The organism is Paenibacillus sp. M2 (genome assembly GCF_046713495.1).
Taxonomy (GTDB): domain Bacteria; phylum Bacillota; class Bacilli; order Paenibacillales; family Paenibacillaceae; genus Paenibacillus; species Paenibacillus amylolyticus_B.
Window position 1 is genome coordinate 5,468,143 of sequence record NZ_CP169648.1, and the last position, 19,553, is coordinate 5,487,695.

Annotated in this window: 21 protein-coding genes; 8 read left to right on the forward strand and 13 right to left on the reverse strand. The window is 44.5% G+C overall.

Annotated elements, in window-relative coordinates; translation table 11 throughout:
• Nucleotides 1–26 precede the first annotated feature (26 nt).
• The 3 genes from ACETMN_RS25165 (at nucleotide 27) to ACETMN_RS25175 (ending at nucleotide 4,916) form a co-directional block, all read left to right on the forward strand.
• Nucleotides 27–1,469 carry an ABC transporter permease gene (locus ACETMN_RS25165; protein WP_091013544.1) on the forward strand — a complete coding sequence of 481 codons (1,443 nt, stop codon included), beginning with the start codon at nucleotides 27–29 and terminating at the stop codon, nucleotides 1,467–1,469.
• Nucleotides 1,470–1,509: 40 nt separating this feature from the next.
• Complete coding sequence (locus tag ACETMN_RS25170; RefSeq protein WP_091013541.1) at nucleotides 1,510–3,021, forward strand: ABC transporter permease; 1,512 nt, start codon at nucleotides 1,510–1,512, stop codon at nucleotides 3,019–3,021.
• Nucleotides 3,022–3,095: 74 nt separating this feature from the next.
• Nucleotides 3,096–4,916, forward strand: coding sequence for an ABC transporter substrate-binding protein (locus tag ACETMN_RS25175; RefSeq protein WP_091013539.1), 1,821 nt, complete (start codon nucleotides 3,096–3,098; stop codon nucleotides 4,914–4,916).
• Between the two features lie 55 nt (nucleotides 4,917–4,971).
• Here ACETMN_RS25175 and ACETMN_RS25180 read toward each other — a convergent pair whose 3' ends face one another.
• From ACETMN_RS25180 to ACETMN_RS25195, 4 genes are all read right to left on the reverse strand, one after another.
• A complete protein-coding gene (locus ACETMN_RS25180; protein WP_411735266.1) occupies nucleotides 4,972–5,271 on the reverse strand; it encodes a DapH/DapD/GlmU-related protein in 300 nt (99 codons plus the stop codon).
• Nucleotides 5,268–5,615 (reverse strand): maltose acetyltransferase domain-containing protein, encoded by a 348-nt coding sequence (locus ACETMN_RS25185; protein ID WP_411735267.1) that lies wholly within the window; start codon nucleotides 5,613–5,615, stop codon nucleotides 5,268–5,270. The genes ACETMN_RS25180 and ACETMN_RS25185 overlap by 4 nt, the downstream gene beginning before the upstream one ends.
• A 61-nt stretch (nucleotides 5,616–5,676) precedes the next feature.
• Nucleotides 5,677–6,684, reverse strand: a complete 1,008-nt coding sequence (locus ACETMN_RS25190; protein ID WP_091013536.1) for an ROK family protein — start codon at nucleotides 6,682–6,684, stop codon at nucleotides 5,677–5,679.
• 492 nt (nucleotides 6,685–7,176) lie between these two features.
• Complete coding sequence (locus tag ACETMN_RS25195; protein ID WP_411735268.1) at nucleotides 7,177–7,629, reverse strand: hypothetical protein; 453 nt, start codon at nucleotides 7,627–7,629, stop codon at nucleotides 7,177–7,179.
• 211 nt (nucleotides 7,630–7,840) lie between these two features.
• On the opposite strand from ACETMN_RS25195, the gene ACETMN_RS25200 reads away from it, so the two are divergent.
• Both ACETMN_RS25200 and ACETMN_RS25205 read left to right on the forward strand, forming a co-directional pair.
• Entirely contained in the window at nucleotides 7,841–8,041 is a 201-nt protein-coding gene (locus ACETMN_RS25200; protein ID WP_026080945.1) for a hypothetical protein, read from the forward strand.
• A gap of 183 nt (nucleotides 8,042–8,224) precedes the next feature.
• Nucleotides 8,225–8,725: an AAA family ATPase gene (locus ACETMN_RS25205; protein ID WP_197997797.1), complete on the forward strand. Its 501-nt coding sequence runs from the start codon at nucleotides 8,225–8,227 to the stop codon at nucleotides 8,723–8,725.
• A gap of 135 nt (nucleotides 8,726–8,860) precedes the next feature.
• On the opposite strand, the gene ACETMN_RS25210 is transcribed toward ACETMN_RS25205, so the two are convergent.
• The 3 genes from ACETMN_RS25210 to ACETMN_RS25220 form a co-directional block, all read right to left on the reverse strand.
• The gene (locus ACETMN_RS25210) at nucleotides 8,861–9,064 is read right to left on the reverse strand and encodes a hypothetical protein (RefSeq protein ID WP_091013531.1); all 204 of its coding nucleotides are present in this window, start codon (nucleotides 9,062–9,064) and stop codon (nucleotides 8,861–8,863) included.
• Nucleotides 9,065–9,137: 73 nt separating this feature from the next.
• Entirely contained in the window at nucleotides 9,138–9,659 is a 522-nt protein-coding gene (locus ACETMN_RS25215) for a hypothetical protein (RefSeq protein WP_143786462.1), read from the reverse strand.
• Between the two features lie 194 nt (nucleotides 9,660–9,853).
• Nucleotides 9,854–10,591, reverse strand: coding sequence for a cyclase family protein (locus ACETMN_RS25220; RefSeq protein WP_091013527.1), 738 nt, complete (start codon nucleotides 10,589–10,591; stop codon nucleotides 9,854–9,856).
• A gap of 200 nt (nucleotides 10,592–10,791) precedes the next feature.
• Here ACETMN_RS25220 and ACETMN_RS25225 point away from each other — a divergent pair, with 200 nt between their 5' ends.
• On the forward strand, nucleotides 10,792–11,427 hold the full coding sequence (locus ACETMN_RS25225) for a type 1 glutamine amidotransferase family protein (protein ID WP_091013524.1): 636 nt from the start codon (nucleotides 10,792–10,794) through the stop codon (nucleotides 11,425–11,427).
• Here ACETMN_RS25225 and ACETMN_RS25230 read toward each other — a convergent pair.
• On the reverse strand, nucleotides 11,411–12,325 hold the full coding sequence (locus tag ACETMN_RS25230) for an NADP-dependent oxidoreductase (protein ID WP_411735269.1): 915 nt from the start codon (nucleotides 12,323–12,325) through the stop codon (nucleotides 11,411–11,413). The two genes, ACETMN_RS25225 and ACETMN_RS25230, sit on opposite strands and share 17 nt — an antisense overlap.
• 209 nt (nucleotides 12,326–12,534) lie before the next feature.
• Here ACETMN_RS25230 and ACETMN_RS25235 point away from each other — a divergent pair, with 209 nt between their 5' ends.
• Entirely contained in the window at nucleotides 12,535–13,413 is an 879-nt protein-coding gene (locus tag ACETMN_RS25235) for a PhzF family phenazine biosynthesis protein (RefSeq protein ID WP_091013522.1), read from the forward strand.
• 74 nt (nucleotides 13,414–13,487) lie between these two features.
• Here ACETMN_RS25235 and ACETMN_RS25240 read toward each other — a convergent pair whose 3' ends face one another.
• The 5 genes from ACETMN_RS25240 to ACETMN_RS25260 form a co-directional block, all read right to left on the reverse strand.
• Nucleotides 13,488–14,435, reverse strand: coding sequence for an alpha/beta hydrolase (locus ACETMN_RS25240; protein ID WP_091013519.1), 948 nt, complete (start codon nucleotides 14,433–14,435; stop codon nucleotides 13,488–13,490).
• Between the two features lie 109 nt (nucleotides 14,436–14,544).
• Nucleotides 14,545–15,261: an expansin EXLX1 family cellulose-binding protein gene (locus ACETMN_RS25245; RefSeq protein WP_017687038.1), complete on the reverse strand. Its 717-nt coding sequence runs from the start codon at nucleotides 15,259–15,261 to the stop codon at nucleotides 14,545–14,547.
• Between the two features lie 338 nt (nucleotides 15,262–15,599).
• The gene (locus ACETMN_RS25250) at nucleotides 15,600–16,805 is read right to left on the reverse strand and encodes a cation:proton antiporter (protein ID WP_076216431.1); all 1,206 of its coding nucleotides are present in this window, start codon (nucleotides 16,803–16,805) and stop codon (nucleotides 15,600–15,602) included.
• A 3-nt stretch (nucleotides 16,806–16,808) separates the two neighbouring features.
• Nucleotides 16,809–17,315 carry a cation:proton antiporter regulatory subunit gene (locus ACETMN_RS25255; RefSeq protein ID WP_036617317.1) on the reverse strand — a complete coding sequence of 169 codons (507 nt, stop codon included), beginning with the start codon at nucleotides 17,313–17,315 and terminating at the stop codon, nucleotides 16,809–16,811.
• The gene (locus tag ACETMN_RS25260; protein WP_091013515.1) at nucleotides 17,305–17,778 is read right to left on the reverse strand and encodes a GreA/GreB family elongation factor; all 474 of its coding nucleotides are present in this window, start codon (nucleotides 17,776–17,778) and stop codon (nucleotides 17,305–17,307) included. Before ACETMN_RS25260 ends, ACETMN_RS25255 begins: the two co-directional genes overlap by 11 nt.
• A 388-nt stretch (nucleotides 17,779–18,166) precedes the next feature.
• Between ACETMN_RS25260 and gdhA the strand changes: the two genes are divergently transcribed.
• Complete coding sequence (gene gdhA, locus ACETMN_RS25265; RefSeq protein ID WP_179198416.1) at nucleotides 18,167–19,552, forward strand: NADP-specific glutamate dehydrogenase; 1,386 nt, start codon at nucleotides 18,167–18,169, stop codon at nucleotides 19,550–19,552.
• Nucleotide 19,553 lies beyond the last annotated feature (1 nt).

Sequence of the window (19,553 nt, forward strand, 5' to 3'; positions counted from 1 at the left end):
CCTGAATGAAAGGAGGTGCGCTTGGTTTGAATCTTGCAGAAAGCAGCAGACTCTCGCGGTTGGTACATAATTTAAGCTTTATTTATGGCAAAATGCTGCTTCATCCTTCCTACCGATATGTTCTGTTCATTCTTGGATTACCGATCAATCTGGTCGTGTTTCTAATATGGCGTTCGAATCGAAAAAATGACGGCTGGGTAGCTGCCAGGCAGACGGCTGAGCAAGAACTGCTCACTTCTTCCTATCGGAACCAGCTGAAGTTCGAAGTGGAAGATCAGCTGCGTCGCAAACATCGTTTTTTCCAGCAGCAGGTCAGTGAGGGAGAATTCACACGTCAGACCGAGGAATGGTTGGAAGAAAGTGTTCAGAAAGAGTTGAAGGAGCGGACGTCTCGAATACTTCAGGAACAGGGAAGTCACCGTCTTACGATGGCTGATACATTCCACTCACTGATCGACAAACCATGGTTTTTCACGATATCCCTTATTCCCGGCTTTCTGATGTATGGCATCCTCTTTTTGTATGGAAATCCTTATCTAAAGTACATATTTGAAAGAATACTGATGACGGTATTTGTCATTCTGGGCGTAGCCACACTCGTATTTACGATTTTGTATCTGTCTCCGTTTAACCCGGCAGCTAACATTCTGGGAGAGACAGCAACGCAGGAACAGATTGCCGCATTCAATCAGGTGTATGGCTTGGATCAGCCTTATCTTACACAGCTCTGGAACAATATCAAGGGCGTCGCCTTCTTCGATCTTGGCAAGTCTTTTGCAGGAAATGAAGACGTAACAGCTACGATTGCAAGGAAGTTTCCCATTACCTTGACGCTTGCGGTCATTTCCCTGCTGTTAGCACTTGTCATTGCATTACCCATTGGCATTATCTCAGCAATTAAGCCTAATTCGTGGTTCGACTACACCTTCATGTTCATTGCTCTGATTGGATTATCGATCCCGAATTTCTGGCAAGGACTTATTTTCATTCTGAATTTTTCAATCAAAATGCAGTGGCTTCCCGCTACCTTCAACCCGCAGAACTGGCTGTCGATCATTATGCCAACCATTGTACTGGGTACGGGACTCACAGCTGCGGTGGCCCGGATGACCCGGTCTTCTACACTGGAAGTCATTCATGAGGATTATGTGATGACTGCCCGCGCCAAGGGGTTAAGCGAACGTCAAGTCATGCTGAAACACGCAGTACGTAATGCATTGATCCCCATCGTAACGGTGGTTGGACTTCAATTCGGAGCGATGTTGGGTGGAGCAGCAGTGACGGAGAAAGTGTTTAATATCAGCGGTCTCGGCAGCTATATTGTGGATAAACAATTTATCCCCGATATTCCGAGTATCATGGGCGGAGTAATCTACACAGCAATTACGATCTCCATTATCAATGTAGCGGTTGATCTGCTGTATGCTTTTATTGATCCAAGAGTGCGCTCCAAGATGAAACAATATTAATGTGTGAACTTTTTGAACTACCTCTTAAAGCAGGTGTATTATGACAAACTCGTCCTTAACACAAGAAATGCGTTTCCGGCTTAAGTCTTCTCGAGAATACAGTCAGGCCAGCTTCGCCTGGATCACGTCCCTTCTCTTGACTGCTTTGTTGCTGTTCAACAGTTACGACTGGAGCGAGCAGGCGTTCAAACCATTTCTGCTAACGATACTTTGGATCTATGTATTCTTCACACTGGTTCAAAGTATCATCACCCTTCGGATTCGAAAAGACTTGATCCGTACGGGTACGATCTCTACTTTGACCCGCAGGATCGCCTGGGTTCAACTGTTTGCTATCATTTCAGGCAATATATTTATCGTAACGGCAGCCTTTCATCTGATTCGAAAAGCGAGGAATGTGGAGTATACCTTTGCGGTGTACATGCTGTTAACCCAGCTGTTCGTGATTGGTGTATCTGCGTTAAATATCTTCAAACCTTATGTGGCTGACAACTTTCTGCCAGCCATGGCGGTGCTCATATTTATTCTCGTCATTGACCTGGTCGTACTGATTATCGTATCCCGATATAACGCGACCTCTATCCTCCCTCGCTGGATGATCGGTGTCAGTGTAGTGCTGATTCTGACCTCAATCACAGGTAATGTATTTGCACTATTGCTCGGCATTTCCATCATTGGACGCATTCGCAGACAGGGGAAACAAAAATCAAACTTCTGGAATGATCTGTGGGAGCGACTTGCTCCGAATATGACTGCCATGTCCGGTTTGTTTTTTATCATTTTTCTGTTCTCGATATCGATCTGCAGCTTTTTTACCTTTGACTACAGCATGGCTGTGGAAAATAACTACTCGGCGCTGCTTCAACCCCCTTCCCTGGCGTATCCGTTGGGAACGGACGATTTCGGACGATGTTTATTTTCCCGGATTGTATTTGGTGCCCGAATCTCCTTAATCGTAGGTTGCATGTCGACCATCATTCCAGTGTTGATCGGTGGAGTCCTCGGAGCTTTCTCCGGCTTCTACGGCAGACATACGGATAACATCATCATGCGGCTGCTCGATATTCTCTATGCCATTCCGGGAATTCTGCTTGCCATTGCGATTATTGCGGCGTTTGGAGCCAATACGATCAATCTCATTCTGGCGCTGAGTCTGGGTTCGATTCCAACTTACGCCCGTACCATGAGAGCCAGTGTTCTCTATGTATCTACTTTTGAATTTGTGGAAGCTGCACGTGCACTGGGGTACAACAATCGTACGATTATTTTCAAACACATTATTCCCAACTCCCTTGCGCCCATGATTATCAAGTCCACACTCACGATTGGTGGAGCTGTTATCGCTACCAGCAGTTTGAGTTATCTGGGACTCGGCGTGGAGCCGCATATTCCGGAATGGGGTAACATTCTGAAGCTCGGCAGTACATATCTGGAGACCCACTCTTATCTGGCGATTTATCCAGGTTTGGCTATTATTCTGCTGGTTCTTTCGTTTAACTTTCTCGGTGACGGTCTGCGTGATGCGCTTGATCCCAAGCTGGAGAAGGCCTAAATGATTTGTTGAAATGAATGATATAGAAAAAAGAAATCACACATCATACATTCCAAAATATGGAGGGTAATCCCATGAAAAAACGTACACTGATCTCATTACTATTAATTCTCGTCATTGTGATTTCTGGTTGCAGTGTAAAAACGAAAACCGAATCCCAGGCGGAGACCGCACCAGCGGACACAACGGAAACTGCACAAAAACCGGCTGATATTGAGCTGCTCGCCATGAGTTCTTCCGAAAATGATGTAAACATTGTACGCGACCAGCTGACTAAAAACGGCTTCAATGTGAAGTTGAATCTTCAGCCGGATTACGGTAGCTTCAAATCCCAGCAGGATGCAGGGAATTATGACATTGCCTTGTCCAGCTGGACCACGGTAACGGGAAATCCCGATTATGCGGTGCGTTCCCTTTTCAAAACAGGTGGAGATTACAGTATCCTTGCAGATGCGGAACTTGATAAACTCATCGATCAGGCAGCTACTCAAACTCCAGATGAGTACAAAGACACGTACAAACAATTGGAAGATCGCTTGGTAACGGATCAGGCGTATATCGCTCCTCTGTACATTTCCCTAAAGAGTCAGGCTGTGAACCAAGACATTCTGAATGTTGACACCGTTCGTCTCTCCAAATCCCGGGCCATGGCTTGGGAACCGATTGAGTTCAAGGACAACTCCAAAAATGCCAAAGATCCGTTGATTCTGACGCAAAGTGCATCCGTACTGACTTCCCTTGATCCAATCAAAGGAAACGACGGTTCCATCAACCAGTTGAACACCAATATGTATGTACGTCTCGTTAACTTGACAGATGACGATCAACTGACAGCAGAAGGATCACTGTCCCATAATTTCAGCATTGCTGAAGGTAATTCCGACTATTACTTCATTCTCAGAGACGATATCAACTTTGCGAAGATTGATAACAAAAAAGCGGTAGATACAGGAGAACGTGTTGGTGCAGATGATGTGATCTTCTCCCTGGATCGTGCTAAGAATAAAGATTCCGTTCCGGATCACCGGACGTACAGTCTGCATGAACACATCAAAGAAGCTGAGGTTGTAACGGATCTGAGTGCATTAAAATCCATCAAACAATCCAGCGGCAACGGCACAATACTCGAAGCATTGGAACAAGGATTGGGCAGCAAAATTACAGAACTCGTGACGGACAAAACCAAAGCAGATAATAGTGCAGGTAAATATCAGGTCGTTAAACTGACAACAACTGAACCTTTCCCGCAAGTACTGAACTATCTGGCTCACCAATCTGCGGGTATCGTGTCCAAAAAACAGGTGGAGAGCATCAACACATATGATGTAGCTTCCTTTGACGTCAACAAAGATATTCCTTACGGTGATCAGAACACGGTGACTGAAGGCGCAGCATACAATAACACCCTTTATACTAGCGGACCTTATATTTTGTCTTATAAAAATGACTATGAAGGTGTATTCTTGAAAAATCCTGCTTACCGTAAAGGCACGGAAGATGAGCCAAAAATTGCTCAGGTTAACGTCCGATTCATCGCGGATGCAGACAGCGCCCTCTCTGCTCTTCGCAGCAGTGAAATCCATTTATACTACGGTGTACCTGAAACCAAGTATGACATCATCGAAAACGACAGCAAACTAAAACTGCAAAGTCTGCCAAGTAACGCTGTCTCCTATCTGTTGTTCAATACGGCCAATCGTGAAGTTGCCAAGAGCAGTGACCTGAGAAAAGCCGTGCTGTACTCCATTAATCAGGATGAGATTTTGAGTTTCTACAAGAATAACAAACTCAAAGCATACTCCACAGTAAGCCCGCTCGTTCAGACGGGGAATGAGTTGAAAGCTGATCCTGCAAAAGTAAAAGAATTCTTGAGTAACTACAACGCCTCCAAATAAACGTATACCAAAAAGGCTGTCACTGGATCATCTACCGATCCTGGTGACAGCCTTTTTATTCTTCCAGCACACGACAATCTGCCATAACATCAGGGTAATTTCGCATGCTGTCTGCTTCTGTGATTTTGCGAATAACTCTGCACGGTACGCCTGCTGCAAATGAATGCGGTGGAATATCACGAGTCACCACGCTACCTGCTCCGATCACACAGCCGTCTCCAATCGTTACGCCCCCGCACACTGTGACGTTTGCCGAGATCCATACATCGTTACCAATCGTGACCGGTTTTGCATAACATAGTGACTTCACATCACCATTTTGGTCCACCATCTGTCTCCGCTCGCTGGCAATCATGGGGTGAATGGGGGGGTAACAATTGTAACGTTGGGTCCAAAACTGGTATAGTCCCCAATCGTCACTTGCGCATCGTCTTGTATCGTCAAATTGTAATTACCGAAGAAGTGATCGCCTATCCGGGTATGCACACCATAATGAAAAAAGATGGGGCCTTGCAGGAATCCACCTTTACCGATCTGCCCCAGTAACTGTTGCAATATCTGATCCCTTTCCTCAGTCTGTTCCTCAAAGGTCTGACTGTAACGCTGACTGAGATTATGGGCTCGCCTTTTGATGGTTTTTAATTCCGAATCACTTGGACTAAACAATATGCCCTTCATGATTCTCTCTTCTTCACGCATCATGAATCCTCCTCTACAAGAGTTAGCTTATAAAATAAAAGCCACAGACATGACCTGTGGGTTATAAGGCTTCTGATAGAATGCCTGACTTCAACGCCTGAAGAACCATTCCTCGTAACCCGGCATCAAAATCATGTTGGAACGAGTCCTGATGTACGATCTCGGGCAACGATGGCATGGGATGATCCTTCCCGTAGTGTTTCCACGCCAAATCCAGTTCTTCTCTCTCCACCCGTTCCTGATAAATGACAATCTGGTGCGGGGCAACGACGGCATTAATCGTTTGCAAGATATGGCATACCTGCACTACAAAATCATCGTTACTCATGTCACGTTTCCAATCAGGTGAATAAGGAAGATACTTAATCTCACCAAACATCCCGTTTTTCCCACGGATCATCTGTCCATTCAACATCATGCCCATACCCGGCGGGTATCGGTTTGGAAAATAAATTCCCGCTACACTCCGTTCCTTCATATCCGCGTGCTGTGCACAGTACCCGCTAATCGCTGCATTCACATCATTCTCCACGAGAACTTTCAGCTGGAACTCGCTCTCGATCTCCCGAATCAGATGTGAATGGATAAGCTCTTCATGACTGCTCACCGTGATGTCCCCATCCACGGCTTGCCCCGGAATACCGATGCCGATCATATCAATGGAGGGATACTCCTTAATGAAACGCGCGATAAGTTGCAGCATGTTCTGTTTATCAAAAGCAGGCAAGATGCGCTCTTCCTTCAACACAACCTTATTCTCCAGATTCATGACCGTTGCCGAAATTAACTCCTGACCTTTCATCTCTTTGATGTAAAGAACCAAAGCAAGCTTAAAGTTATAATTATATCGATATGCCTGAGCAGGACGACCGCCATTCGAGGGAACCACTTTATCCTGGTACAACTCTCCGCCATCACATAATTCCTGAATCAGCGCATTAATGGTAACCACACTAAGATTGGTGAGTAAAGCTAATTGCGGTTTGGTCGCCGTCTCGATCTGCTGCATGACTTCACGCACATTATTCAAATTGATGTATTTCATCATTGTAGCGTTGGCTTTTTTCATAACCCTCTCGTTTCTACTCTGGTTCAATGGAGCCAAAGCAATGGTATGGATGTCATTCACACCATATCATAACATAATGCCTTACTCGAACACATGAGTTCCATCGTGCTGGCGATGGATCGAAATCGGCAGAGCTACTTGGTTCACTCAAACAAATCATCCATTGACTTCACAGGCTTCACTTCAATTGGTTGCTTGGACAAGACCATACTGGCATAGGTACCTGCCCAGATTATAACTGCCATAATAACGTAGACCATCCATACTTACCTCCCTGTTTCATGCGGTTTATGATTTTGCGATCCTTCCCCACATGTGACTATTCCTCTAGTTAATAAATAAACTTTATAAAGTATATTTCGTAAGTATGCGAGGATAATAGTTCTTTGTCAACTACAACAACACGTATCAACTCGATGCCCATAAAAAATAACTGCCGAAAGAATCATTCAACGATTCTTTCGGCAGCCGTTTGTTCAATATACAAGTAGTTTATTTCGAATAGATTCGCTGTACCCCGGGCAATAAGGTCACAACTTGAATACCCACTCCCCATGCAAAATAGACCAAGTGAATGATAGAGACATCCTGAATCCAGTACACCTGCACCATAATCCAGATGATGAGAGCAAACCCCGAATACAAGGAAAAAGTCCAAGCCCAATAGCGGTCAGGATAGAGATTCAGTCTCTCAGCCGGCCCCCAATGAACGTAGCGGATGAGCGAAATAGCAATCGTCGTAGGCATCACGCCAAGAACCAGCAATAGGATGATCCCCGGGAACAAAAAACTGGCAAACGGAGAATTCTCCAACAAAGATGCGGGCAAATTCACCATACTTCCGGATGGGTCTATGATTAAAATGACGCCTCCAACGATCGCCCCAATTCCCAGCATTCCATGCATCAAAATGAGTAACCACGATCTGCCTATACGCTGCTTCATCATGAATTGCTCCTTCCGTCCTCTCGTTTCTCAACTTCATATATGGAGGATTATGCTCAAACCCTCTAGTACCATTCTCACACATGCCACGTATTGTTCCTGTGTTTCTTTTCACTATATTGAATCTCGAAAATCATTCTTAATGGAAAAACTTGATAAAAGAACGTACGTTCGGTATAATGGGGATATCCTGAATAAGCGAGAGGCAGATATGGACGACAAATTTATTAAGGAATTACGCGAGATTAGTCGGGATGACAGACGAAGATCGGAATTTATGATTCAAGGTTTGAAGGAAACACTGCAAGAACGCAAAGAAGAAGGCATACTCAAGCGCTGGATACGGCGTAAGAAAACTGAAAAAAAAATCTCTCAAAGATTTAATCAAGATCCTCACTCGGATCAAAAGTAACAACATAAAAAGGAGGCATAATACGCCTCCCTTGCTATTTACATATTTGAATCATTTAGATTAGTTAGTTGTGACTTAACCCATAAGTCTGCCAAAGCACACATTTATGCTTCTAATAAATCAAACCCTGGCTTGGTTCTTGATAACTTCCTTATCTGACTTTCTTATACAGGGAGTGAAAATATGACAAATACTTCGGGCTCAATATCAAAAAAGAAGGCGATAATTCTGGTGACAGGAATGTCGGGAACAGGTAAATCAACGGTTCTGGGCGAACTTGCTCATAGAGGGCATAGCGTTATCGACACCGATTATGATGGTTGGAGCGAGAATGTGGATGGTTCTGGGTGGTTATGGCACGAGAATCGAATTGATGAGCTGCTCACTGAACATAACGAAGGTACTTTATTCATTTCGGGTTGTGTATCAAATCAGGGGAAGTTTTACCCGATGTTTGATGCAGTAGTGTTGTTAAGTGCCCCCCTCGAAGTAATCCTTGAACGTATAGCTTCCCGTAAGACGAACGATTATGGAAAAACTGTCGAACAACGTGAAGAAATTATACAAAACGTCGCTAGTGTTGAGCCTCTCTTACGTGCTGGAGCTACTGTTGAGATCGACACCAGGAAGCCGCTTGATGAAGTTTTAACAGAGCTTGAGCTCATTGCCAACTCCACTAACTGATCACTTCTTCGCACTGTACAAAACCTCCCAGTTCGACCAATCTAAGTACCTTGTTAAACTAAGCAACCAATCACAATGATCGGCTGCTTTCTTTGTTTTATTGAGTTAACGTTTCCCGCTAGCTTAAGAGTAATTTCACTTTTTTAATTGAGTCATCTTTTTAAGGAGTACCGCGGTGCAGACAGATATAACACTGGCTAAGTATAAAAGAGCATATGCTATGGTAGCATAATATGTAAGTTCAGCTTCAATATCAGAGCTTGTAAGAAGAAGAATAATGGAAAAGCCAACAACAAAAACTACAGTACCTAACAGAACATTTTTAATTCCTTCTTTCACATATTCACCTCCCAGGGATTTTTGACAGTTCCCGACCTGCTATTTTAGCGTTTATAATTTTTCCTCCCTTTGACTATTCTTGATTGTGATCTAGCCCTTTCCCAAAACAAGTCTTTAGGTTATATGATTCGAAAAATTCGGAACGAATATCCAGTGTTTTAATAGTGAGTAGATACCCATTTATCGTATTAGTAATCATTTCAATTTCAGATACATTGTATGAAGTTATATCCATTTTCGAAATGATCACTTGCTTACTAAGCACTTTTGATAAAGAAGAGGTAATTTGTTTCTTTACATCGTCATTTAAACTTTCAAACTGGAGTACAAGGCTTTCAAGATCATCCTTGCTACCTTTAATCAAACTGTGGGATTGGATAGCACTATGCTTTGGAGATGAAGACTTGATAGCATAAATCTCAATGATATCATTCATTTTAAATTTAAAGTTTTTACCTTCTTCTGTTTCAACAAATAGGTAGTCTTCCTTTAATTCTTTAGCAACACCACGGAAAAATTCATCTCGATTATTAACTTTAAATACTACGGAATGTTGTTCTTTAACTGTCATCTCAATAAATTGTCTCTTATTCATCATACTGTGCAATGTGTCCCCCTCCCCTTTAAAGATAAAGTATTCTATATGAGGTATGTTATTCCCTTTTCATTAAACTAACCTGCCCGTTAGCTTAACTGAAAGACAGCCGACTATTTAGCCGGCTTTCTACTTGAGTATCATTCTGAATTCTGTGCCTTATTTAACTATTTCAGCTTTTGATCTACCCCGTTTCACGGCAGAATGGCAAAGGATCGAACTGGAAAACCAGATGCTTTTTCCGCCTTCGGTACGATGTTGAAGATCACCGCACCTTTAGCCGGCACCTGATCCAGGTTTGTTAACAGCTCAACTTGATATGTATCCTGGGCGAGTACATAATATTCTGCCAGAAGTGCTCCATTCTTCTGATAATCCACGGCCGAATCCGTGTCAAAGGTTTCATGCCCAATTGCCTTTATTTTTCTTTCCTCAAATAAAAACATGAGCGCACCAACCGACCATCCGGGTGCATGACTGTTGCCCTTATCATCCTTGTTATCAAATGTTTCATGGTTAGGCCAGCGTTTGCTCCAATCGGTACGTAAGGCTACAAAGCTCCCAGCTTCAATCACGCCATGCTGTCTTTCAAATTCAAGAATATGCTCCACATCCAGTGTGAAATCCGGATTGTTCTCTACTTCGGCAGACTGGTCAATGACCACAAGCGGGAGCACAAGCTCCTTCAAACCTAGTTCAGCCAGATACCGGGTATCCCGAACGAAGTGGATCGGCGCATCAAGATGTGTCCCGTATTGACCTGGGAACTTGAAGCTCTGGGCAAAGAAACCTTGATCGTGATCAAACAGTGTATCGAATTGTGCTGCCTCAAAAGCTGAAAAGTGTGGAGAGTCCGGTCCAAAAGTATGGGTCAGATCCACCCATTTCTTTTCTTTTAACAATTGAATGGCTTGAATGAGTTCGTTGGACATCCTAATCACCTCATGCACAAAATAGAATAAATTTCTCCTATTATATCTTATTCCACTGCAATTGGGGAGCATTCCCTATATTGGTTCTTAGGGCTATAAATTTCAAATTCGAAAACTTCACTGACCGTAGTTGTCAGTGAAGTTTATTTATAATAGGAGAGTAATCCATTCAATCATGAATAACAAAAGGAGTGTGTATGATGCAAACGAGGAACGTATATCTTTATGTATTCGATACGATGTCAGACTGGGAGGTAGGTTATTTAACTGCTGAACTTAACTCGGGAAGGTATTTCAGGAAAGAGATCGAGCCTTTGCAGGTCGTAACGGTAGGTGTAGATAAACATCCGGTAACTACAATGGGCGGATTAAACATCCTCCCCCATATTTCTATTGATGAATGTACATTGAGAGGTGATGACATCATCATTCTTCCAGGAGGAAACACCTGGATGGACACCATCCATGATCCTCTATTGAAAAAAGTTGCTGCCTCTATAAAAGAGGGTACGGTTATTGCGGCGATTTGCGGTGCGACAGTTGCACTTGCAAAAATAGGGATGCTGGATTCCAGACAACATACAAGCAATGATTTAGAATACCTGAAGATGATATGCCCAGATTATACTGGAGAAACATATTATGTAACGGAGCCTGCAGTAACCGATGGAAATCTAGTTACTGCATCTGGAATAGCTCCGTTAGAATTTACGATGCATGTGTTGAAGCTGTTGAATGTCTATGCACCAGAAACATTACAGGCCTGGTTCAATCTGTATCAGACTCATGAGTCCAAATACTTCTACCAGTTAATGAATTCTATTGCACCTGAATAACCAGTTTCCCGCGTGTATGATGGGATTCACTTTTCTCGTGTGCTTCCCTTACTCCCTGCTCAGTTAACGGGTAGGTTTCATCAATAATCGATTTGAGCTTGCCTTCCGCAGCCAGTTCAGCCAGCTGATCCAGTTGATCCCCTTTGGGCTCCATCATGAAAACGTTGGCCGTTACTCCGGCTTCCTTGGCAAGCTTCTCATCCGGTTGTTCCACCAAGGATACCAGATGCCCGCCAGACTTTAACACCTTGAAGCTATCGCGCTGAATATCACCGCCCATGGTGTCCAGCACAACATCATAACCGGAGAGAATCTCCGAGAAATCTTCTTTTTTATAGTTGATAAAATGATCTACACCCAACGAGCGAAGCAACGCTTCGTTTGATTCACTTGCCGTGGAAGCCACTTCAGCGCCGAGGGACTTGGCAATCTGTATTGCATACGTTCCCACACCACCTGCACCAGCATGAATGAGTACCTTCTGCCCTTTGCCTAAACGTCCATGATCCACAAGGGCTTGCCAAGCCGTCATCGCAGCCAGCGGGATCGCTGCCGCTTCCTCGAAGCTCAAATTCTCCGGTATACGGGCAATAATGTCTGCATCAACAGCAACATATTCTGCATAAGTTCCGAATTGACGCGGACGCGCAAATACCCGATCACCTTCTCTGAACCGCGTGACATTTGAACCTGCTTCAGCCACAATACCCGCAACATCGCCGCCCAGAATCAACGGAAAACTCTCCGCTGCTTCTTTCATATAACCTTGTCTGATTTTGAAGTCCACCGGGTTCACCGACGTGGCATGTGTTCGAATTAACACCTGATTCACTCCACATGCTGGCTTGGCTACTTCCTTTTCCTTCAATTGTTCCGCTCCACCAAATTCTTCAATCACAATTGCTTTCATTAGAAATCCCAGCCTTTCCATTGATTATCGTTATACTCTCTCTCTCCCTTAATTACCCTTTCCCGGCGATCACTTGACCTATTCATTCAAAATTCACAGCAATCTGGGATTCACAAGCCCGTTCAACAATCATGATATAATGTCCATTATCATTACGTTAAATCTTAACCCAATAACTGAACAAGCGAGGTAACACGATGGAAGTAGAAGTAAGTACATTACATGCATTTTCGGACAAGGTTTATGGTGGAAACCCCGCAGGTGTTGTTTTACAAGCAGCGCATTTGTCTGAAACCCAGATGCAGGAGATTGCCAGACAAGTCGGTTTTTCAGAGACTGCATTTGTTATGCCCTCGGATCAGGCTGATTTCAAAGTGCGTTATTTCACCCCAAGTGATGAAGTCGATCTATGTGGACATGCCACAATTGCTTTATTTTATCTAATGAAGATACAACAGCTCGTTAATGTTGGTACATATACACTGGAGACACTAGCCGGAATTCTTAAAGTTGATATCGCAGTCAATGGAGAAGTCTATCTGTCTCAGACGTTGCCAGAGTTTGGGGAGATCGTGGATCGACAGCAGATTGCCGATTCGTTACGTATTTCTATGGAGGATTTGCATTCCGAACTACCTGTACAGATTGTGTCTACCGGGCTACCCGATATCATGATAGCCGTTAAAGATGTTGATGCTCTGACCAAAATCGATCCTGACTTCCAGCGTATCACTGAAATAAGCAAGGCTCATCATGCCGTAGGTTATCATGTGTTTACACTCAAATCAGATGCTGAGGACGTTCTGGCAGAATGCCGTAATTTTGCACCACTTTATGATATACCGGAAGAGAGCGCAACGGGCACATCCAATGGTGCCATGCTCTGTTATTTATCCCAGTACAACCAGCTTACAGATCCTCATCATCACACGTACACGATCAGACAAGGGTATACCATGAACCGCCCCTCTGAGATCCGAGCCAGATTAACGCTGGACAGCTCTAATGAAATCACACAGATTCAGGTTGGCGGTCGTGCAATTCATATCAAAAACATTCAAATACACCTCCCTTAGTGGGAGGTGTTTTACGTACTTAGGATATGTAAACTATCTTATGCGAAGCAGTGTAATAGCCTGGCCTGTGGTCATCATTGAATTTGTTGTAAAAATCGTAGTACCGCTACCTCCAACTGGTTCAGTCCTGGCTGCTCTATAGGAAAATGGCCTGCCCCTTCCAAGATCACACATTCCTTGTCTACCACCAGACGATCAAAAAAAGATTGGCTGAACCTGATCGGTGTCATGGGGTCCAGATCAGGGTGAACCAACAGGACCGGACACTGATTGAACTGTTCCGGGCTTACCTCCGGTTTTTTATTAAGGAATGTTCTTAATAATTCCAACGGAATACGTGTAGCTGCCGCTTGTGGATCATTCATAATAAGCCGGGTTAAGTCCTTGTTATTAGTAATCAGTTGCATACGGGATACCTGTTTGACCGAAATACGTACATGATCCAGCAGAGCAGGAAACATATCCATCATCCGTTTTCCCGCCCGGCTTACCAGACGATTCGGTGCAAGCTGATCTCGCATTTCCTGATTACTCGTGTCTACAAATGTAGTTGCGATCAAACCCTTAACATGCTTGCTGCGTGCACTGGTGTGATAGGCAAGCATACCTCCGATGCTACTTCCCAATACAACGATTGGCTTGCCATCTTTTTTGTGTTCCCGTTCGATGAGTGACACAAGCAGCTCTATCCAAAGTTCGTAGTTAATACGTGTACCAGACATTGCGTAACTTAACCCATACGGCGGAAGATCTGGCGATACCACCTCGTATCCATGTCGCTGCAACATGCGGGCATATGGAGCGAGCAACCTGCCGTTGCCCCCCGCACCATGAATGAACAGAATTTTGAGTGAAGACTCCGGCGCAGGTAAGCGATCGATATGCATATTAACCCCATTTGACTCCCACCATTCTTCCTCAGGAACTGTATGCTCCCCTAACCTCACTTCTTCCGGGAAAAAGCCCTGATACTGTTTCCAATAGGGATGTGTTGTCTGATATGAAGGCAAACTTTTTTTCATACGGTACATTCTCCTCTTTTCGTATACAAAAAAAGCCGTACAGTGTACGACTTTTCGTTAAGAATACGTCTATGACCATACTTCTTTTTATAACACCTTCGTATATCTGTCAATCGGGAAACTGTACATTGCCCGGTACGATATATGCACCACCTGACCCATCATTAGGTAGAGCCGGGATCGTGTCATTTAATACCTGACCGCGAATATCGGTAATACGAACGTTTAGTTTTTCTTTGCCCAGTCCAGTTCCGAGGAAATGATTATAGTCCTGCTTTTCAAGATTGAGCCACGTACCATCCTTCTGTTTCACTTCGAACTTCAGCACCGGATATTTGTGATTACGAACCTGAATGGCTGCCCACCACTGACTGCTGCCTTCCTTGATCCGATAGGAGACATTGCCTTGAATTGGAGCTTTGACCACTTTCCAACTGATATTGATTTTGCCTGCCTTTGGGTCACCAATCAGGTTAAAGGCATTCGGGGAGAGGTCGAGCGCTCCACTGGCACCTTCTGGATAGAGGTCTGTTACATAGACAGTTGTTTTGCCTTTAGGACCTTGAACTTCAAGGTAAGCTCCCGCTAGAGCGGCTTTGACACCGTTATAATTGAGCTGAAACGGATTAAGTGCAGTAATCTTCATGTCCGCCGGGATGGGATCAAGCAACACCGCACCTCCCGAGTAACCTGAGCCTGTATACGTCGCATAACCCTGATATGTATCATTCCATGCAGCAGATGCAGGTAGAGCAAATAATACGAGACTGAGCAACATCCCTGTACCGGCCCATTTTAACCGTTGAAATCTACTTTTCTTGTTCATGAGCTATTCCTCCTCGTCTGTTCTCGTGTAAATGATCCTTTCAACTGCTAGATTTGAATATAACATTATTTTACATAATGACTGTTTATTTTCAATCCCTATCTACCAAATCACATCCAAAGTCCTGCCTCTGGACTTGAACATTCATGACCACGCACAAGATATGGATACATACCATAATTTGGTTGAATGAGCATAACTACAAGCCGACATTAGGACGATTCCCAGTAATAAAAAAACGCCACACCCCGGAGTAATTTCTCTCTCCAAATGGTGTGACGCCTATTAAACACTCCGGTCAGAATACCCGGTCTGTCCAAGGACAGCCAGCGTTTGACTCAACCTGTTTCCCTTCGTTTCATCCGCTTCCTTAGTCGCTCATACGATGCGTAAATCCGCGGAGATTCTTTTGTCAGGATAGGCCCCAGCACAGCCAGAATTAACACATACAACACGGCAAACGATTGGATGGATGCCATCAGCCCTCCGGCCTTGCCGATGTTCGCCATGATAATGGAGAATTCGCCCCGCGAGACCAGGGTAAAGCCCACATTCAACGAGGCCTTAGGGCTCATTCCAGCCAGTCTGCCAGCGATCATACCTGCACCATAGTTACTGGCAATCGTCAGAATAACGGCAATAATCGTCATCCCAACAGCTCCGCCAAGTGAAGCCGGCTCGATGGTCAGACCAAAACTGAAGAAGAAAATGGCACCAAAAAAATCTTTGAAAGGCATGATCTGATGCTCAATCCGACTCACATGTCTTGATTCGCCCAACACAAGCCCCATCATCAATGCTCCAATGGCTTCTGCTACATGCAGTGTCTCCGAGAAACCAGCCACCAGGAAGAGCAGTGTCATGACGGTAAGCAGAAACAACTCTGATGACTTGATATTCAGTGCCTTATCAATATATTTGATGCTTTTCCTGCCAATAATCAGGAACAGCACAATAAACAGCAGGGCAGACAGCGATACCAGCAGAACACTTAAGAATGAAGTTGCCCCGCTGAGCACAAGCCCAGTCAGGATGGAGATATGAATCGCGATGAACAAGTCATCAAACATGATCATGCCCATAATAATCTCTGTTTCAGGGTTTGCCGTGCGTTTCAAATCAACGAGCACTTTAGCTACAATGGCTGTAGAAGAGCTGGTCATGATCCCGCAGACAACAAGTGTCTCCTGAAGGGGCAGATCCATGAACCACCCCAACAGCAATCCAGAGACAAAATTCAGACCAACATAGAACATGCCCCCGGTCAGAATGGCTTTACCAGACTTTAATAACCGGGAGACCGAGAACTCCAAACCCAGATAAAATAACAAAAACAAAATGCCAAGCCTGCCCATAAATTCAATAAAGGTCGAACTTTCGATAAAACGTAAATCCACTATGCCGATCTGTGGTGCATGTGGTCCAACAGCCATACCAATCAGGATATAGAAAGGAATGACCGAAAATCGTAATCGTGAAGATATCAGCCCAGTAAGTGTAATCAGCGCAACGGCAATTCCCACTTCGAATATGAGCATATCCATAGGCTAAGTCCGTCCATCAGTCAACAATTGTTTGAGATGTTTGATCTGATTCCGTTCACCGGCAACTACAATTGTAGCTCCAGCGGTAAAAGCATAATCCGGGCCTGGATTAAAATGCTTCTCCTTATCCTTGGTCACAACAGCGAGAATTACGGCGCCCGTGGCCTGACGGATATCCAGTTCACCAATCGTCATGCCTACGCTTGCGGCGTGAGGCTCAATCCGTAGCCATTCGATTAACAGCCCTTCAAGCATTACTTCACGTTCATCCTGAAACTTCGGTTTATAGGTCATACCACCAACAATAGCGGCTACCGCCCGGGCTTCATCATCGTCCAGGGTGACAAGAGATACCATATCACCCACCTCTTCAGGTGTATCCCCTGACTCCATATGGAACAGGTCACGTCGCTCGTCGTTATGAATCACAATGACCAAATGCTCACCACTACGGGTATGCAACCAGTATTTACGTCCAATCCCTGGTAAGTCCGTCTCTTTAAAGTGCATGATCTGCACCCCCTAGCGCCGGCTCGTTCAAGGTTTCGCTCCTCAGCTCAATCCCCGTAATGCGTATCCTCATGGAACCTGATGGTGTATGAACAGACCTAATTTCCCCTACACTGCCAAGCAGTAATTGACTCCCTACTGGAGAGAGGAAGGAAATACGCCCCTCATCAGGATTGGTATCCTCTGGCATGACAATCATGAACGAATCCGATGTATGAAAATCGATATATTCAAAATCAATATGACTACCGATCAATACCGCCGAGTCCAGATCTTCATCCGGGCCCAGGAGCAGTTTTTCCACATACTCCTTATATGCCGATAATTGTTTTTCCAATTGTATCCGCTCCGGATCGCGCACGTCGAAATAGGCGTCGAGAAATGTTCTTTTCTCTTCACCGAATGTAAATAGCTGGCTCACCAGCTTCTCTCTGCAATTATGGCGGGAAGTTCTATGGTTCATAATAGATTTCACCCCCTATACAAGCCTTGTTCTCCATGTTGATTGGCATGTTTCTCTTCATCATCTTGTTTTCCTCCTTTTTATTTTAAAAAGCCCCCGGGATACGAGACCTTCTTACCATCTTACCAAAACTAATATTTTAATCCAGTATATTCGTCTAACTTGCTTTTTTATTATCATTTGTGGTCATATCTTCCATTTAATAACTTAATTCTTCACATCATATGGTAGATCCATAGAACATTTTAATTACTGCATAAAAAACATTTTATGAATTTATATCTCGTATTTTTATTTGCTTTCCTGTATATTTAACTACAAACTTTTATTCAATTTATGCAAATAGGTATTTACAGACTTTAACACGATAAAGGAGTGCATCGAAAAAGTGTCCACGATAACAAAAGAAACTACAGAGTCCGTTCAAGTTACTGCCGCAGATTATGTTCATTCCGTTTATGAGTCGGTTGTCGCCAGAAATCCGCACGAAGATGAGTTCCATCAGGCTGTCAAAGAAATTCTGGATTCCCTTATTCCTGTTATTGAAGCACACCCCAAGTATAGGAACCATAGTCTGCTGGAACAGCTTGTTGAACCCGAACGCGTAATCACATTCCGTGTCCCATGGGTAGATGATCAGGGCAAAGTTCAGGTTAACCGTGGATTCCGGGTGCAATTCAACAGTGCCATTGGCCCTTACAAAGGCGGACTTCGCTTCCATCCTTCTGTATACTCGGGCATCATCAAGTTCCTTGGCTTCGAACAGATCTTCAAAAATGCTTTGACTGGTCTGCCCATTGGCGGTGGTAAAGGCGGTTCTGACTTCGATCCCAAAGGAAAATCGGATCTGGAAGTCATGCGTTTCACGCAAAGCTTCATGACAGAGCTGTACAAATATATCGGCTCAGATACGGATGTACCGGCAGGTGACATTGGTGTAGGCGCAAGGGAAATTGGTTACATGTTCGGGCAATACAAACGTATTCATGGCGGGCATGAGGCAGGTGTATTGACAGGTAAAGGTCTGCTGTACGGAGGAAGCTTGGCACGTAAGGAAGCGACTGGCTTCGGCTGTGTGTACTTCGTGAAGGAGATGCTGCAATCCAAGGGGCTCAGCTTCCAAGACAGCACAGTCGTTGTCTCCGGCTCTGGTAATGTGTCCATCTATGCCATTCAGAAGGCACAGGAGCTTGGAGCTACAGTCGTGGCGTGTAGTGACTCAGGTGGCTACATACACGATCCACAAGGCATCAACCTGGATACCGTGAAACGTCTGAAAGAGGTTGATCGTCTTCGCATCAGCGAATACATCAAAGAACACCCGCATGCTACATATACCGAAGGCTGCGAAGGCATCTGGTCTATCCCTTGTGATATTGCTCTTCCATGTGCAACGCAAAACGAGATTGATGAAGAAGCTGCGGCCCTGCTGGTTAAAGGTGGCGTGAAGGCCATTGGCGAAGGCGCGAATATGCCTTCCACCCTGGATGCCATTGACGTCTTCCACGGTGCAGGCGTGCTGTTTGGTCCAGCCAAAGCGGCTAATGCCGGCGGTGTAGCCGTGTCTGCTCTTGAAATGTCACAGAACAGCATGCGGTTGTCCTGGTCATTTGAAGAAGTAGACGCGAAGCTGCATGACATCATGAAGAACATCTACACCAGCTGTGTAGAAGCTGCTGAAGAGTATGGCTGTGAAGGTAACCTCGTAGCGGGAGCGAATATCGCCGGTTTCCTCAAGGTAGCCGATTCCATGATTGCTCAAGGTGTAGTTTAAT